Below are 14677 nucleotides of genomic sequence, written 5' to 3'. Positions count from 1 at the left end.
GGTAGCCCGTACCGTGCTCAGGTGGCCCGCACCGTGCTCAGGCTGGGCGACGGCGGAGGCTCGGGGAGCAGGGACCGCAGCTCGATGTTGATGGCACGCAGCCGTTCCTGCTCCCCGTTGTCCAGGGCGCGTTCGCCGTCACGGATGAGGCGATCCGCCGTGGCCTGGTGACTGACGCATCTCACCGCGCAGCCCTCCCCCGGAAAGGCGCGGTCGTGCGGAGACCATCTTGCACGATGTGTCCGCTCTCCAACAGAAAGTCACGAAGAGAGATCGCGTCTGCGGTACCGGAGACGTGACGACCGCCTTTCGTACCGGCTGGTCAGGACTGACGTTGACTTCGTGCGGCAGGGACAGAAAAGATCGCCATATGGCGCGCACCGAACGTCGGCCGCGCAGCAAGGTGCACCTGCTGCCGACGTCCCAGGGAGACGACATCACCGGCCTGCCGCCCGACGTGCCCGGCACCCTGTACGTCCGGGGCGGCCGCGGCGGGATCAGGGTCGCCCCCGATGCGGGGTTCGAGGTGGTGTTCGGGCGCTCGGAGCCGGACGTGCACGTCTGCGTGGGCGCCGACGACCCGTACGTCAGCCGCCGCCACGGCTCCATCGTCCGCGAGGACGGGCAATGGGTGCTGTGCAACCTCGGCAACCTGCCGATCCGCCTGCCCGGCGGCCGCCTGGTGCTCACCGGGCACAGGACACCGTTGACGGCCGCGTACACGCCGCTGTTCATCGTCGCCCCCGAGCAGGAACACCTGCTCGAAGTGCGGATCGTCAGGGCGTCCGTGCCCCGGGGCGCGGACGCGGAGACGCGCGCCCGCCTGGAGGCCGAAACCCGCGAGCCGAACGGCTGGGTGCTCACCGATGTCGAGCGGCTGGTGCTGGTCTGCCTCGGCCAGCGCTACCTGCGGCCCGAGCCGTGGCCGCAGCCGCTCACCTGGTCGCAGGTCGCCGACGAGCTGAGCCGCCTGCGCCCCGGCGAGCAGTGGACCGCCAAGCGCGCCGCCCACATCGTCACCCAGACGCGCAAGCGGCTGAGCAAGAAGGTGCCGGGGCTGCTTGAGGAGGAGATCCCGCCGCCGCTGGGCAACGCGCTCAACCACAACCTCATCACCGCCCTGCTGGTCAGCGCCACCATCGGCCCCGCCGACCTCCGCCTCCTCGACGAGCCGGACGATCCCGGCTCCTGACCGCGCTCAGCGGGCGGGCAGGCGCTCGAAGCGGGGGAGCCGCGTCAGGTCGCAGGCGACCGTGACGCGGGCGGGCCCCTCGACCGCCGTGCCGTCGTCGGCTCGCCAGCGGCCTTCCGGCAGCACGACCTCCCGCTCGGTGGCGCCCTGCGCGAGCACTGGGGCCACGATGAGGTCCGGGCCGAGGAAGAACTGGTCGGTCACGTCGTCGAGCCCCGGCGCGTGGTACGCCATCGGGCGCACGATCGGCTCCCCGGTGGCGGCGGCGTGGTCCACGAGGCCGAGGATGCGGGGCAGCAGCGCGGCGCGGACGGCCAGCGCCTCGCGGACGGCGGCCAGGTGCGTCGCGTCGAGCACGCGGGTGGGCAGCACGGAGAACTGCATGATGGGGGCGAGCGCGGCGACCTGCGCGTACCGGACGAAGAACTCCTGATCGGTCGCCCCCTGCGCGGACACCGAGCCGATCTCGCCGCCGCCGATCATGTCGGGGCAGACGAACGCGTGCCCGATCAGCCCCTGGGCGAGCATCTCCGGGATCAGCGACCCGATCCCGTCCGGCCCCCACAGCGCCGGCTTGTCCTGCAACCGCTGGGCGAGCGGCTGACCGCCCATCCGCCAGCACGCCCGGAACTCGTTGTACGGATACCGCAGCCCCACCCGCGCCCACGCCTCGCACAGATCGACCGGCTCGGCCGGCTCGGCGGTGCGGTCATCGGCCCGGTAGTCGCGCACGTCACCGGCATCGAACTTGAAGCCGTCCACCCCCGTCTCCTCGACGAGCGCGTCGAGCCGGGAGGTGATCCACTCGACGGCGCCGGGGTCGGTGAGGTCGAGGGCGGCGCTGAACCCGTTCCACCACCGCCGGATCGCGGTCTCGCCTGAGGCGTCCCGCAGCAGCACCCCGCGCCCCTCCAGCTCGCGGAACGCGGCCGAGTCGGGGCTGACGAACGGCACCACCCACAGCATCACCGAGCAGCCCCATTCGTGCAGCCGGGCGACCATCGCGGCCGGGTCGGGGAAGCGGGCGCGGTCGAACCGCCAGGTGCCGTAGTCCTCCGCCCACAGATCGTCGATCAGCACCACGCCCGGCGGCAGGCCGGCGTCCAGGAGGTCGCGGGCGAAGCGCAGCACGCCCTCCTGGGTGGGCGTGTACGGGTGCTCGATCCAGGTGCTGTACTGCGGCCCGGAGAACAGCCGCCGGGCGGGGGCCCGCCCGGACGGCGGGAAGAAACGGTGCGCGGCGGACAGGAACGCCTCGCGCAGCGTGCCGCCCGCCCTGCTCACCTCGATGCCGCGCCCCGACAGCCGCAGCCGGCCGCCGTCGAACGCGAACGCGAACGGCCGCTCCGACCACACCACCCGCCCCCGGGTGGACAGCAGCACGGGAGCGCTCTGGTTGGACGGCCCCCCGGGTTCGCGGGGCCCGCCGAGATCGCGGGTGAAGGGCCGCGTGCCGTACGGCATCGACAGCCCGTCGTCCACCGAGCCGCCCCACCACCGCTCGCCCGCCTCCACGGCCAGCTCCAGCTCGTCACCGGCCAGCAGCGGCTCGACAGCGGGGCGGGGAGAAAGTGTCATCGGGGACCCTTCGCGGGCAGGCACGCGATTTCGGATCGACGCTAAAGCAACGGCCCGGCCGCCGCAAACCCCGTCCTACCAGTTGAACATCGTGCCGTCCTCCAGGCGGCTGACCGGCAGGTACGCCCGCTTGTACGGATACCGCTCGGCCAGGTCGTCCCGGTAGTCCACGCCCAGGCCGGGCGCGTCGCCGGGGTGCAGGTAGCCGTCGGAGAAGGTGTAGGCGTGCGGGAACACCTCGTCCGTCTCCGGCGTGTGCCGCATGTACTCCTGGATGCCGAAGTTCGGGATCGACAGGTCGAAGTGCAGCGCCGCGGCCATGGTGACGGGCGACAGGTCGGTGGCGCCGTGGCAGCCGGTACGTACCTGGTGCACCGCCGCGTACGCCGCCGCCGTGCGCAGGTGGGTGATGCCGCCGCCGTGCACGACGGTCATGCGCAGGTAGTCGATGAGGTTCTCGCGCAGCAGCACGGTCGCGTCGTGGATGGTGTTGAAGATCTCGCCGACGGCCAGCGGCGTCGTGGTGTGCTGGCGGACGATCCTGAACGCCTCCTGCTGCTCGGCCGGCACCGCGTCCTCCAGCCAGAACAGCGAGTACGGTTCCAGCTCCCGCCCGAGCCGGCCCGCCTCGATCGGGGTGAGCCGGTGGTGGGCGTCGTGCAGCAGGTGCACGTCCCTGCCGTACTCCTCGCGCACCCTGGCGAACAGCTCGGGCACGGTGGCCAGGTACTTCTCCGTGCTCCAGACGTCCTCACTGGGCAGGCCCTCACCGGCGGGCTCGTAGAACAGGTCGCCCCTGCCCACCCCGTACGTGGCCTTCAGCCCCGGCACACCCGCCTGCACGCGCACGGCCTTGTAGCCCATGTCGATGTAGCGGCCGACGGCCTCCACCGCCTCGCCGACGCTCTGCCCGTTGGCGTGGCCGTACACCATGACGCCGTTGCGGCAGGCGCCGCCGAGCAGCTCGTAAACGGGCACGTTGAGCGCCTTGCCCTTGATGTCCCACAGCGCCATGTCCACCGCGCCGATAGCGGTCATCGTGACCGGGCCGCGCCGCCAGTACGCGCCACGGTACAGGTACTGCCAGATGTCCTCGATCTGGAACGGGTTGCGGCCGATCAGGCAAGGGGCGACGTGGTCGCGCAGGTAGGAGGCGACGGCCAGCTCGCGGCCGTTGAGCGTGGCGTCGCCGAGCCCGTACACGCCTTCGTCGGTGCGGATGCGGATCGTCACGAAGTTGCGTCCCGGGCTGGTGACGAGCACTTCGACGTCGGTGATCTTCAAGCGGTCTCCTTAGGTACGCGCGCGCACCCCGTACGGGGGCTGTTCCATGACGCTAACCGGGGCCGTCGTGCCGGCTGCGCGCGGGTGGGCTCGTGCCGGCTGCGCGCGGGTGGGCTCGTGCCGGCTGCGCGCGGGTGGGCTCGTGCCGGCTGCGCGCGGGTGGGCTCGTGCCGGCTGCGCGCGTGGGGCTGGTGCGGGCTGCGCGCGTGGGGCTGGTGCGGGCTGCGCGCGGGTGGGCTCGCGCGGGTGGGCTCGTGCGAGCCGCGCCCGGCGGGGCCTAGTCGCTGCCGGTGACGAAGCTCTGGATGGCGACCACCGCGCCACCGCGCGCCCACTCGCGGAAGTCGTCGTCCTCGATCACCACCTCGACCGAGCCGGGCAGGCCGCGCCGGTGCTCGGTGAGCGCAGCGTCGAGGTCGTCCTTGGCGACGCGGGCCAGCTCCACGCCCTCGCCCGCCAGGATCACGGTCTTGACCAGCGAGATCGTCGCCACCAGCGCGATCAGCCTGCCCAGCGCCCGGCCCGACTCGCGGACGAGCGTCCGGCAGCTCCGCTCGCCGGACGCGGCGAGCCGCATGACCTCGTCGTAGCCGACCTCCCGCCGCAGCGCCAGCCCGGCGGCCATCTCGACCGACCGGCTCGCCAGGTACGCCGTCGGGCACCCGCGATGCCCCTCGGGGCAGGGCGGCCCGCCGGGGTCGAGCACCAGGTGGCCGAACATGCCGAGGTCGGCCTCGGCCGCCGCCACCAGGTGGTCGTGCTGGATGAGCGCGTAGCCGATGCCCGCCCCGATCGTCACCAGCGCGAAGTCCCGCAACCCCCGCCCGGGGCCGAACCAGTGGTGCTGGTGCGCGAGCGCCGCCACGTCGTTGGTGACCGCGCACGGCACGCCGAGCGCCCGCTCCATGAGCGGCCGCAGCTCCACCTGGTGCCAGCCCAGGTACGGCGCGTCCACCAGCAGCTCGCCGCCGACCTGGGTGGCGGCGCGGCCGTTGCCGCCGATCGTCACGCCGGCCCCGACGACCGGCGCGCCGGTCAGCTCGTCCAGCAGCCGCCTGGCCTGCCGGCAGACCGCCTCGGGGTCGTGGTCATCGATCGGCTCGTCCTTGGCGGCGATCACCTCGGCGCGCAGGCCGGTGATCACCGCGTGGATCCGGTCGGCGGTGAGCTTCAGCCCGAGGAAGCGGTGCTCGGCCGCGGCGACGTCGAGCGGGCGGGTCGGGCGGCCGTTGACCGGGTCGTGCACCACGTCCCGCTCGACGAGGAGGCCGGCGTCGACCAGCGGCTTGGTGAGCCGGGTCAGGCTGCCGGTGGACAGGTGCAGGGTCTTGGCCAGCGCGGTCCTGGACTGCGGGCCGTGGATGATCAGCTCCTTGACGATGGAGCGCGCGGCGTCGGGCAACGTGTCCCACATGCCGCCCCATCTTCGGGGCCGGACGGCCATCACGCCAGACTCCCTCCCTGTTGCTTTCGCTGCAAAGCTAACATGCCGCTGAGCTCGCTCCTGTCATCGGAAATTTGTGCAGAAGTAGTGACATAGACCTCACTTGTTCTCTAAGTTGGCTTCCCTGCAAAGCCAAGTTGGCGGCTTTGCGGGAAGGAGACGCGAGATGCGTATCAAAGGGGTCTCCCGGTCCGTCGCGGCGCTCGGCATGGCCGTGCTCCTCGCCGCCTGCTCGTCCGGCGGCGGGAACGGCGCGGACGGAGGCGACACGGCCGCGCAGGAGGCGGAGACGGGCCCGGTCACACTGCAGTTCTGGTGCTGGGGCTCCGGGAAGAAGGAGAAGGTCGAGGCGTTCAACAAGGCCCACCCGGACATCCAGGTGCGGCACACCGACGTCGGCGGCGGCACCGACACCGCCACGAAACTGCTCACGGCCAGCCGGGCCGGCAACGCGCCCGACGCCGCCTGCCTGGAGTACCAGTCGCTGCCCGCCATGATCGTGGCCGGCGCGCTGGCCGACATCTCCGCCTACACCGGCGGCATCAAGGACGCGTTCACGCCCGAGGTGTGGTCGCTGACCAGCTTCGACGGCGCCGTCTACGGCGTGCCCCAGGACGTCGGCCCGATGGTCATGGTCTACAACAAGAAGCGCTTCGACGAGCTGAAGATCGAGCCGCCGAAGACGTGGAAGGAGTTCGCCGACGTCGCCGCCGAGGTGCGCAAGAAGGACCCCGAGGCCTACCTCGCCACCTTCGCACCCGGCGAGTTCGGCAACTTCGCCGGGCTCGCCCAGCAGGCCGGCTCCTCCTGGTGGAAGCTCGACGGCGACACCTGGACGGTCGGCATCGCCGATGGCCCCTCCACCGAGGTCGCCGCGTTCTGGCAGGACCTCATCGACAGAGACCTGGTCAAGGCCCAGCCGCTGCTCACCCCCGAGTGGAACAACCAGCTCAACAAGGGCAAGATCCTGAGCTGGCCGAGCGCCCTGTGGGCTCCCGGCGTGCTCTACAGCGTCGCCGAGAAGCAGGCGGGCGACTGGGCGATCGCACCCCTGCCGCAGTGGAAGGAGGGCGACGACCGGGTGGCCTTCCAGGGCGGCAGCGCCATCGCCGTGTCCAAGAACTCCAAGCACGCCAAGGCCGCCGCCGAGTTCGCTGCGTGGATGAACACCGACAAGACCGCCTACGACATTCAGATCTCCGCCGGCGAGTACCCCGCGGCCATCGCGGGCCAGCAGGCCACCGCCGACAGCGACCCGCCCGCGCTGGTCGCCGGTCAGAAGGACTACTGGGAGGTCGCCACGAAGGCCGCGCAGCGCACGATCCCGCACATCACCTGGGGACCGAACGTCAAGACCGCGGAGAGCGCCTTCGGAGACGCCGTGTCCGCCGCCATCCGCGACAAGACGCCGCTGGTCGACGCGCTGAAGAAGACGCAGCAGGTGGTGGTGGACGACATGAAGTCCACGGGCTTCAAGGTCGCGGGCCAGTGAGCGCGCCGTCCCGGGCCCGGCGCGGGACGCGGGCGCCGTACGTCTTCGTCGCGCCCGCCGCGCTGCTGTTCCTGCTGTTCCTCGCGATCCCCATCGGCTACGCGCTCTACCTCAGCGTGCGCGGCCTGCGGCTGACCGGCGGCGGCATCTTCGGCACCCGCGAGGAGGTCTTCGTCGGGCTGGACAACTACGCCACCACGCTGACCGACCCGCAGTTCTGGGCCGGGTTCGGGCGGCTCGCCGTCTACGGGCTGATCAGCGTGCCGCTGACGCTCGGCCTCGCCCTGCTGTTCGCGCTGCTGCTCGACCACGCGGGCACGCGCGCCCGCCGCTTCTCGCGTACGGCGATCTTCCTGCCGTACGCGATCCCCGGCGTGACCGCCTCCCTGCTGTGGGGCTTCATGTACCTGCCCTCGACCAGCCCGTTCAGCTATGTGACCGAGCGGCTCGGGCTGGGGGAGATCCCGTTCCTCGGAGCGGGCGGCATCTTCCCCGCGCTGGCCAACATCGCGGTCTGGGGCGGCGTCGGCTTCAACATGATCATCATCTTCACGTCGCTGCGCGGCATCCCCGCCGAGCTGTCCGACGCCGCCCGCATCGACGGCGCATCGGAGTGGCGCATCGCCTGGCACGTCAAGATCCCGCTGGTGGCGCCCGCGCTCGTGCTCACCGGCCTGTTCGCGCTCATCGGCACCCTCCAGGTGTACGGCGAGCCGACCACGCTCAAACCGATGACCACGGAGATCTCGCAGGGCTGGGTGCCGCTCATGCACATCTACACCAGCGCCTTCGTCCGCGACGACCTGCCGCTCGCCTCGGCCGCCTCGGTCGTCCTGGCCGTCGGCACGCTGGTCGTCTCCGTGGTGCTGCTGAAGGTCACCCAGAAGCGCGCCTTCGGAGGCATGTCATGAGCGCCGTCACCGCGAGCCGCCCCGGCAGGACGGGGAAGAAGGGCGCGGCGGTGGCCGCCAAGCCGCTGCCGCACCAGCGGGCCAAGATCCTGCCCACCGTCGTGCTGCTCATCGGCGCCTTCTACTGCCTGGTGCCGGTGGCCTGGGTCGTCGTGGCCGCCACCAAGTCCAGCGCCGAGCTGTTCTCCACCTTCACCTTCGCCCCCGGCACGGGCCTGCTGGAGAACCTGCACGACCTGTTCACCTACGGCGACGGCCGCTTCCTCACCTGGGCCGGCAACAGCGCCCTGTACGCCGGTCTCGGTTCGGTCGTCTCGACCCTCATCTCCACGGTGGCCGGCTACGGCATGGCCAAGTACGACTTCCGCGGCCGCAACGTCCTGTTCTACGCGATCCTCGCGGGCGTCCTCGTGCCCGGCATGACGCTGGCCATCCCGCAGTACCTGCTCATGTCGGAGATCGGGCTCGTCGGTTCGTACTGGTCGGTCCTGCTGCCCGGCCTCATCTCGCCGTTCAGCATCTACCTGGCCCGCGTGTACGCCATCGCGTCGGTGCCGGACGCGACCCTGGAGGCCGCGAGGATCGACGGCGCGAGCGAGTACCGCATCTTCGGCTCGATCGGGCTGCCCATGATGGTGCCCGGCATGGTGACGATCTTCATGCTGCACTTCGTCAGCACGTGGAACAACTTCCTGCTGCCGTACATCATGCTCTCCGACGAGTCGAAGTTCCCGATCACCGTCGGCCTCTACACCCTGCTCGCCAAGGGCTCCTCCGAGCCCGCCCTGTACGGCATCGCCATCGTCGGCGCCGCCGTGTCCGTCATCCCGCTCATCGCGCTGCTGCTCTTCCTGCAGCGCTTCTGGCGGCTCGACCTGCTCAGCGGCGGACTCAAGGGCTGACCGGCCGCCCGCACGAACCACCCCCGAACGGAAAGCACCGCATGCATCTTCACCATCTCCGAGCCGCCGGCGTGTCGGTGGTGCTCGAATGCCCGCCCGGCGCGCTCCCCGCGATCCTGCACTGGGGGCCGGATCTGGGGCCGCTCGGCGGCGACGACCTGGAGCACCTGGCCGCCGAGCTGCGGCCCAGGTCCGACCAGACCGTCGAGGTGCCGATCCGCACCGCGATCGTGCCGGAGGCGCGTACCGGGTGGATGGGGGAGCCGGGGCTGTCCGGGCACCACGACGGGGGGACCGGCTGGTCGCCCGCCTTCACCGACGTCACCTGCGAGCAGCACGGGCAGCGCGTCGTCGCCGCAGGCGGCGACCCGCACTCCCGGCTCGGCCTCACCGTCACCGTCGAGCTGGACCCGTCGGGGCTGCTGCGCGCCCAGGCCGAGCTGCGCAACGGGCACGACCTGCCCTACACGCTCGACGCGCTGAACCTCGTCTTCCCCGTCCACGGCAACCCCACCGAGCTGCTCGACCAGGCGGGCCGGTGGTCCAAGGAGCGCGTGCCGCAGCGCCGCGCCCTCACCGTGGGCACCCACCTGCGGGAGAACCGGCGCGGCCGTACCGGGGCCGACGCCGCGACCGTGCTGTTCGCCGCCACCGCCGGGATCGGCTTCCGTCGCGGCGAGGCGTGGGGCGTGCACGTCGGCCACAGCGGCAACCACCGCCACTACGCCGAGCGCACCGCCACCGGCCGCACCATGCTCGGCGGCGGCGAGCTGCTGCTGCCCGGCGAGATCGTGCTGGCCGCGGGGGAGACGTACCGCACTCCTTGGGTGTACGCCACGTACGGGCGCGGCCTTGATGAGGCGGCGCACCGCTTCCACGAGCACCTGCGCGCCCGCCCTGCCCACCCGGTGCGCCCCCGCCCTGTGGTGCTCAACACGTGGGAGGCCGTCTACTTCGACCACGACCTCGACCGGCTGCTCGAACTCGCCGACCGGGCCGCCCGCGTCGGCGTGGAGCGGTTCGTGCTGGACGACGGCTGGTTCCTCGGCCGCCGCAACGACGGCGCGGGGCTCGGCGACTGGTACGTCGACCCCGCCGTCTGGCCCGACGGGCTGCACCCCCTGGTCGAGCGGGTGCGCACGCTCGGCATGGAGTTCGGGCTGTGGGTCGAGCCCGAGATGGTCAACCCGGACTCCGAGCTGGCCCGCGCCCACCCCGACTGGATGCTCAAGGCGGGCGACCGGCTGCCCCCGCCCGCCCGCCGCCAGCAGGTGCTCGACCTCACCGACCCGGACGCGTACGCCTACATCAAGGAGCGGCTGCTCGCCCTCGTCGGCGAGTACGAGATCGACTTCCTCAAGTGGGACCACAACCGCGACCTCGTGGACGCCGGCTCCACCGCGCACGGCGGCAGGCCCGCCGTGCACGCCCAGACCGAGGCCGTCTACCGGCTGCTCGACGAGCTGCGCGCCGCGCACCCCCGGCTGGAGATCGAGGCGTGCTCCTCCGGCGGTGCCCGCGTCGACCTCGGCATGCTCCAGCACACCGACCGCGTCTGGGCCAGCGACTGCATCGACCCCGTCGAACGGCAGGACATCCTGCGCTGGACCGCCCAGCTCCTGCCGCCCGAGCTGATCGGCAGCCACATCGGCGCCGAGCGCTCCCACACCACCGGCCGCCGGCACGACCTGTCGTTCCGCGCCGCCACCGCGTTCTTCGGGCACTACGGCATCGAATGGGACCTCACCTCCCTGACCGGCGCCGAGCTGGACGAGCTGGCCGCCTGGGTCGCGCTGCACAAGCGCCACCGCGAGCTGCTGCACACCGGCACGATGGTCCGCGTGGACGACACCCCGGAGAGCGTGCGCGCCCACGGCGTCGTCGCCGCCGACGCATCGGAGGCCGTCTACGAGATCGCCGTGCTCGGCCGTCCCGCCACCTGGCCGCCCGGCCCTGTCCGGCTGCCCGGCCTCGACCCCGAGACCGTCTACCGCGTCCGCCCGCTGATGCCGTTCACCTCGCGCGGCGCCGCACCCGCCTGGGCCTCCGGCGAGCTGGAGCTGCCCGGCTCCGCGCTGGCCGCCGCCGGCATCGCCGCCCCGCCGCTCTTCCCCGAGCAGTCGGTGCTGGTGCACGTCGAGGCCGTCAGCACGACGGCATGACCGTGCGTATAGCGGAATTGTGGTGCACGTGTGGCGGGTGTTCCTAGGCTGGCGCACGCCAGCGAGGACCTGCGGAAAGGGGACCCTGACGAACCCACCCTGACGGCGTGCCGGGCCTCCGCCGCCGCGCCCCGCCGGACATCGGGGCGCGGACGCAGAGCCGGTGCACTCTGTGCTCTCCTCGGAAGGCGCGGCTGGTCGGCCCCACCCCCTCCACGGCCGGCCGCGCCGACTCCTCCCGGCGACCTCCCCCTTGACCGGCCAGGCGCCCGCCGGACTCGCCCTGGCCGGCATCTTCCGCCGGGAAAGCGCGCGGGCGCCCCGCAGCGGCGCCCGCGCCTCATTTCCGCGCGCCCGCGCGGCGGCTGTACGCGCGTTCGCTCCACGCCCGCGCGGCTTGCGGACGCGTACCCGCGCGCTTCTTCGTGTGCCCGCGCGCTTCTTCGCGCGCCCCGCACCCCCTTCTCGCGCCCGCCTCCTTCTTCAACAGCGCTCGGGATGCTGGGATGGAGGCAAAGACGCATCCTGGAATCGCGGGCGAAGGGCGGCGGCGCCGATGTCAGAAGCCTGGCTGTACGACACCATCGGAGCCGGCTACACCGCGACCCGGCGCACCGAGCCGCGCATCGCCGCCCGGATCCTGGCCGCGCTCGGCGACGCCGGGACCGTGCTGAACGTGGGGGCCGGTACCGGCTCGTACGAGCCCGCCGACCGCTACGTCCTCGCGGTGGAGCCGTCGGCGGTGATGCGGTCGCAGCGCCCGCCGGAGGCGGCCCCGTGCCTCATCGGCTCGGCCGCAAGCCTGCCCTTCGACGACGGAGCCTTCGACGCCGCGATGTCCGTCGCGTCCGTGCACCACTGGCCTGACCCGATCGCCGGGCTGCTCGAGCTGCGGCGGGTGGCGCGCCGCGTGGTGGTGTTCACCCACGACACCGGCCGCGCCGGATGGCTGGACCGGTTCTGGCTCACCCGCGACTACCTGCCCGAGGTGGCCGATCTGCTGATCGGGCGGCCGTCGATCGGCGAACTCGCCGCCGCGATCGGAGCCGGGATCGAGCCGGTGCCGATCCCGTGGGACTGCGCGGACGGCTTCTTCGAGGCGTTCTGGCGGCGGCCCGAGGCGTACCTGGAGGAGCGCGTCCGCCGCGGCGTCTCGGTGTGGACGAAGGCCGGCGCGGAGGCCGAACGGCGAGCCGTCCGGGACCTCCGCGCCGACCTGGACTCCGGCCGGTGGGCCGAGCGCAACCGGGACCTGCTCGGCCTCGACGCGGCGGATATGGGATTGCGCCTGCTCATCGCCTGACCAGCGGCATCAGGCGATCTTGCGGCGGTAGATGACCATGGCCAGGGCGTACGTCGCGACGAGCAGCCCCGCGCACCAGCCGACGGCGCTCCACACGCCGGGACCCGCCGGGTGCCCGGCCAGCAGGTCGCGGATGGCGTTGACGATCGCCGTCACCGGCTGGTGCTCGGCGAAGGCGCGTACCGGGCCCGGCATCGTGGCGGTGGGCACGAAGGCCGAGCTGACGAACGGCAGGAAGACGAGCGGATAGGAGAACGCGCCGGCGCCGTCGGCGCTCTTGGCGGTGAGCCCGGGGATGACCGCGAGCCAGGTCAGCGCGAGCGTGAACAGCACGAGCAGCCCCGCCACGGCGAGCCAGGCGGGCAGGCCCGCGGGCGAGCGGAAGCCCATCAGCGCGGCGACCAGCACGACCACCGCCAGCGAGATCAGGTTCGCCACCAGCGAGGTCAGCACGTGCGCCCACAGCACCGACGACCGGGCGACCGGCATCGACTGGAACCGCTCGAAGATCCCGCTCTGCATGTCGAGGAAGAGCCGGAACGCCGTGTAGGCGATGCCGGACGCGACGGTGATGAGCAGGATGCCGGGCAGCAGGTAGTCCACGTACGCGACGGGGCCGGTGTCGATCGCGCCGCCGAAGACGTACACGAACAGCAGCATCATCGCGATCGGCATGATCGTCGTGGTGATGATCGTGTCAGGGCTGCGCGCGATGTGCCGCAGCGAGCGGCCCAGCATCACGGTGGTGTCGGCGAGGAAGTGCCGGGTCATGTGGCCTCCTTGGAGCCGGCGCCGACGAGCGCGAGGAAGACGTCTTCGAGGGTCGGCTGCTTCTCGACGTACTCGACCTCCGCGGGCGGCAGGAGCCGCCGCAGCTCGTCGAGCGTGCCGTCCACGATGATCCGGCCCTGGTGGAGGATGGCGATGCGGTCGGCGAGCTGCTCGGCCTCGTCCAGATACTGCGTGGTGAGCAGGATCGTGGTGCCGCGTCCGGCGAGCTCCCTGACCGCCCGCCAGACCTCGACGCGCGCCTGGGGGTCCAGCCCGGTGGTGGGCTCGTCGAGGAAGATGACCGGCGGATCGCCGATCAGGCTCATCGCGATGTCGAGCCGGCGGCGCATGCCGCCGGAGTAGGTCGCCACCCTGCGCCCGCCCGCGTCGGTGAGCGAGAACCTGGCGAGCAGGTCGTCGGCGACCTCGCCCGGCCGCTTCAGGTGGCGCAGCTTGGCGACCATGACGAGGTTCTCCCGCCCGGTGAGCATCCCGTCCACGGCCGCGAACTGGCCGGTGAGGCTGATGGACGCCCGAACGTCGGCGGCCTGGGTGACGACGTCGAGGCCGTTGACGGCGGCGCGGCCGGCGTCCGGCTTGAGCAGCGTGGACAGGATGCGCACGATCGTGGTCTTGCCGGCTCCGTTCGAGCCGAGTAACGCGAAGACGCTGCCCCGCGCCACCTCGAAGTCCACGCCGCGCAGCACCTGCAGGTCCTTGTACGACTTCTCCAGGCCGCGCACGCTGATGGCGGGCCCCTGGTGGGTGGTCATGTCAGGTCCGTTCTCTCGGGTCACGTCCGCCGGGTCACGGCCGGTCGTCGGCGACGCGATCGATGGCGTCGGCCAGCCGGTTGCGCTCGCGGCTCAGCCACTGGCCTTCCGGGTAGTTGCGCAGGAACGTCTCGGCGAACTCGACCGGGTCGTCCCCGACGATCTCGCGGACCGGCGTCCCGCTCGCCGCGCTCTGCTCGAAGAGGTCGGCGAGGTCCTCCAGCATCGCCAGCAGGCTCTCGCCGGTGCCGGGGCCGAAGTAGACCATGTAGCGCTGCAGCGCTTCGACGGCCGTGCGGTGGCTCGCGGGAAGCCGTTCGACCCGCGCCTTATAGTCGCGGTAGCGCTTTTTGTGCTCGAACGATCCGGTGAGCACCTCCACGTAGCGCCGCAGGCCCTTCCTGGGCTCGCCTTCCGTGGTCATGATGGGTGGCCTCCTTCGCGGAGCTGGTCGAGGCGTTCGGCGAGGAAGCTCCAGTTCCTCCAGAACTCGTCGAGGGTTTCGCGGCCCTGCGCGTTGAGCGTGTACACCTTGCGCGGCGGACCCTTCTCCGACGGGACTTTCTCCACGTCGACGAGCCCGCGTTGCTCGATGCGCACGAGCAGCGCGTAGACGGTGCCCTCGGCGATCTCGGAGAAGCCCTGGTCGCGCAGCCACGCGGTGATCTCGTAGCCGTACGCCGGGCGGCCGGACAGGATCGCGAGCACGATCCCCTCCAACGTGCCCTTCAGCATCTCCGTCAGCTGCCTGCCCATGGACGCCCTTCATCAGCTACTCAGCAATGTTAGGTACCGGTACATAGTAATGCTGAATACCGGCGAGAGCGCAAGCATCTTTTCCTGCGGACATGACGAAGCGGGCCCG

At 71.9% G+C, this 14677-nt stretch carries 14 protein-coding genes; 6 read left to right on the top strand and 8 right to left on the bottom strand.

Translation table 11 applies throughout. The features are described 5' to 3' along the window. Positions 1-17: 17 nt before the first annotated feature. Positions 18-185 (bottom strand): hypothetical protein, encoded by a 168-nt coding sequence (locus tag AB0K67_RS32380; protein ID WP_364067892.1) that lies wholly within the window; start codon positions 183-185, stop codon positions 18-20. Positions 186-370: 185 nt separating this feature from the next. Here AB0K67_RS32380 and AB0K67_RS32375 point away from each other — a divergent pair, with 185 nt between their 5' ends. Then, a complete protein-coding gene (locus AB0K67_RS32375) occupies positions 371-1192 on the top strand; it encodes an FHA domain-containing protein (protein ID WP_364067890.1) in 822 nt (273 codons plus the stop codon). Between the two features lie 6 nt (positions 1193-1198). Here the strand turns inward: AB0K67_RS32375 and AB0K67_RS32370 are convergent, their stop codons facing one another. From AB0K67_RS32370 to AB0K67_RS32360, 3 genes are all read right to left on the bottom strand, one after another. Then, positions 1199-2770, bottom strand: coding sequence for a glycoside hydrolase family 31 protein (locus tag AB0K67_RS32370; RefSeq protein ID WP_364067888.1), 1572 nt, complete (start codon positions 2768-2770; stop codon positions 1199-1201). A gap of 75 nt (positions 2771-2845) precedes the next feature. Continuing rightward, the gene (manD, locus tag AB0K67_RS32365; protein WP_364067886.1) at positions 2846-4054 is read right to left on the bottom strand and encodes a D-mannonate dehydratase ManD; all 1209 of its coding nucleotides are present in this window, start codon (positions 4052-4054) and stop codon (positions 2846-2848) included. Positions 4055-4331: 277 nt separating this feature from the next. Next, positions 4332-5468, bottom strand: coding sequence for an ROK family transcriptional regulator (locus tag AB0K67_RS32360; protein ID WP_364067884.1), 1137 nt, complete (start codon positions 5466-5468; stop codon positions 4332-4334). Positions 5469-5664: 196 nt separating this feature from the next. Between AB0K67_RS32360 and AB0K67_RS32355 the strand changes: the two genes are divergently transcribed. The 5 genes from AB0K67_RS32355 to AB0K67_RS32335 all read left to right on the top strand — a co-directional run bounded on the left by AB0K67_RS32355 (position 5665) and on the right by AB0K67_RS32335 (position 12268). Then, positions 5665-6990, top strand: a complete 1326-nt coding sequence (locus tag AB0K67_RS32355; RefSeq protein WP_364067882.1) for an extracellular solute-binding protein — start codon at positions 5665-5667, stop codon at positions 6988-6990. Continuing rightward, positions 6987-7901 carry a sugar ABC transporter permease gene (locus tag AB0K67_RS32350; RefSeq protein WP_364067880.1) on the top strand — a complete coding sequence of 305 codons (915 nt, stop codon included), beginning with the start codon at positions 6987-6989 and terminating at the stop codon, positions 7899-7901. The genes AB0K67_RS32355 and AB0K67_RS32350 overlap by 4 nt, the downstream gene beginning before the upstream one ends. After that, positions 7898-8803, top strand: coding sequence for a carbohydrate ABC transporter permease (locus AB0K67_RS32345; RefSeq protein ID WP_364067878.1), 906 nt, complete (start codon positions 7898-7900; stop codon positions 8801-8803). The genes AB0K67_RS32350 and AB0K67_RS32345 overlap by 4 nt, the downstream gene beginning before the upstream one ends. 41 nt (positions 8804-8844) lie before the next feature. Further along, positions 8845-10965, top strand: coding sequence for an alpha-galactosidase (locus AB0K67_RS32340; RefSeq protein WP_364067876.1), 2121 nt, complete (start codon positions 8845-8847; stop codon positions 10963-10965). 556 nt (positions 10966-11521) lie between these two features. Beyond that, entirely contained in the window at positions 11522-12268 is a 747-nt protein-coding gene (locus AB0K67_RS32335) for a class I SAM-dependent methyltransferase (protein ID WP_364067874.1), read from the top strand. Between the two features lie 9 nt (positions 12269-12277). On the opposite strand, the gene AB0K67_RS32330 is transcribed toward AB0K67_RS32335, so the two are convergent. The 4 genes from AB0K67_RS32330 to AB0K67_RS32315 are packed head-to-tail and all read right to left on the bottom strand — an operon-like array spanning position 12278 to position 14568. Next, positions 12278-13039, bottom strand: coding sequence for an ABC transporter permease (locus tag AB0K67_RS32330; protein ID WP_364067872.1), 762 nt, complete (start codon positions 13037-13039; stop codon positions 12278-12280). Beyond that, the gene (locus AB0K67_RS32325; RefSeq protein WP_364067870.1) at positions 13036-13812 is read right to left on the bottom strand and encodes an ATP-binding cassette domain-containing protein; all 777 of its coding nucleotides are present in this window, start codon (positions 13810-13812) and stop codon (positions 13036-13038) included. The genes AB0K67_RS32330 and AB0K67_RS32325 overlap by 4 nt, the downstream gene beginning before the upstream one ends. 34 nt (positions 13813-13846) lie before the next feature. After that, entirely contained in the window at positions 13847-14236 is a 390-nt protein-coding gene (locus tag AB0K67_RS32320) for a DUF1048 domain-containing protein (RefSeq protein ID WP_364067868.1), read from the bottom strand. Next, a complete protein-coding gene (locus AB0K67_RS32315) occupies positions 14233-14568 on the bottom strand; it encodes a PadR family transcriptional regulator (protein ID WP_364067866.1) in 336 nt (111 codons plus the stop codon). The genes AB0K67_RS32320 and AB0K67_RS32315 overlap by 4 nt, the downstream gene beginning before the upstream one ends. Positions 14569-14677: the final 109 nt, after the last annotated feature.

Origin of the sequence: Nonomuraea sp. NPDC052634 (genome assembly GCF_040678535.1) — a bacterium.
GTDB classification, from domain to species: Bacteria; Actinomycetota; Actinomycetes; order Streptosporangiales; family Streptosporangiaceae; genus Nonomuraea; species Nonomuraea fastidiosa.
This window is presented reverse-complemented; position numbering and strand designations above follow the sequence as displayed.

What these genes read in the sequence shown, in the direction of transcription:
- AB0K67_RS32330 (WP_364067872.1), bottom strand. Translation starts at nt 13,039, where the DNA reads ATGACCCGGCACTTCCTCGCCGACACCACCGTGATGCTGGGCCGCTCG.
- AB0K67_RS32315 (WP_364067866.1), bottom strand. Translation starts at nt 14,568, where the DNA reads ATGGGCAGGCAGCTGACGGAGATGCTGAAGGGCACGTTGGAGGGGATC.
- AB0K67_RS32370 (WP_364067888.1), bottom strand. Translation starts at nt 2,770, where the DNA reads ATGACACTTTCTCCCCGCCCCGCTGTCGAGCCGCTGCTGGCCGGTGAC.
- AB0K67_RS32340 (WP_364067876.1), top strand. Translation starts at nt 8,845, where the DNA reads ATGCATCTTCACCATCTCCGAGCCGCCGGCGTGTCGGTGGTGCTCGAA.
- AB0K67_RS32325 (WP_364067870.1), bottom strand. Translation starts at nt 13,812, where the DNA reads ATGACCACCCACCAGGGGCCCGCCATCAGCGTGCGCGGCCTGGAGAAG.
- AB0K67_RS32375 (WP_364067890.1), top strand. Translation starts at nt 371, where the DNA reads ATGGCGCGCACCGAACGTCGGCCGCGCAGCAAGGTGCACCTGCTGCCG.
- AB0K67_RS32360 (WP_364067884.1), bottom strand. Translation starts at nt 5,468, where the DNA reads ATGTGGGACACGTTGCCCGACGCCGCGCGCTCCATCGTCAAGGAGCTG.
- AB0K67_RS32320 (WP_364067868.1), bottom strand. Translation starts at nt 14,236, where the DNA reads ATGACCACGGAAGGCGAGCCCAGGAAGGGCCTGCGGCGCTACGTGGAG.
- AB0K67_RS32335 (WP_364067874.1), top strand. Translation starts at nt 11,522, where the DNA reads ATGTCAGAAGCCTGGCTGTACGACACCATCGGAGCCGGCTACACCGCG.
- AB0K67_RS32355 (WP_364067882.1), top strand. Translation starts at nt 5,665, where the DNA reads ATGCGTATCAAAGGGGTCTCCCGGTCCGTCGCGGCGCTCGGCATGGCC.
- AB0K67_RS32345 (WP_364067878.1), top strand. Translation starts at nt 7,898, where the DNA reads ATGAGCGCCGTCACCGCGAGCCGCCCCGGCAGGACGGGGAAGAAGGGC.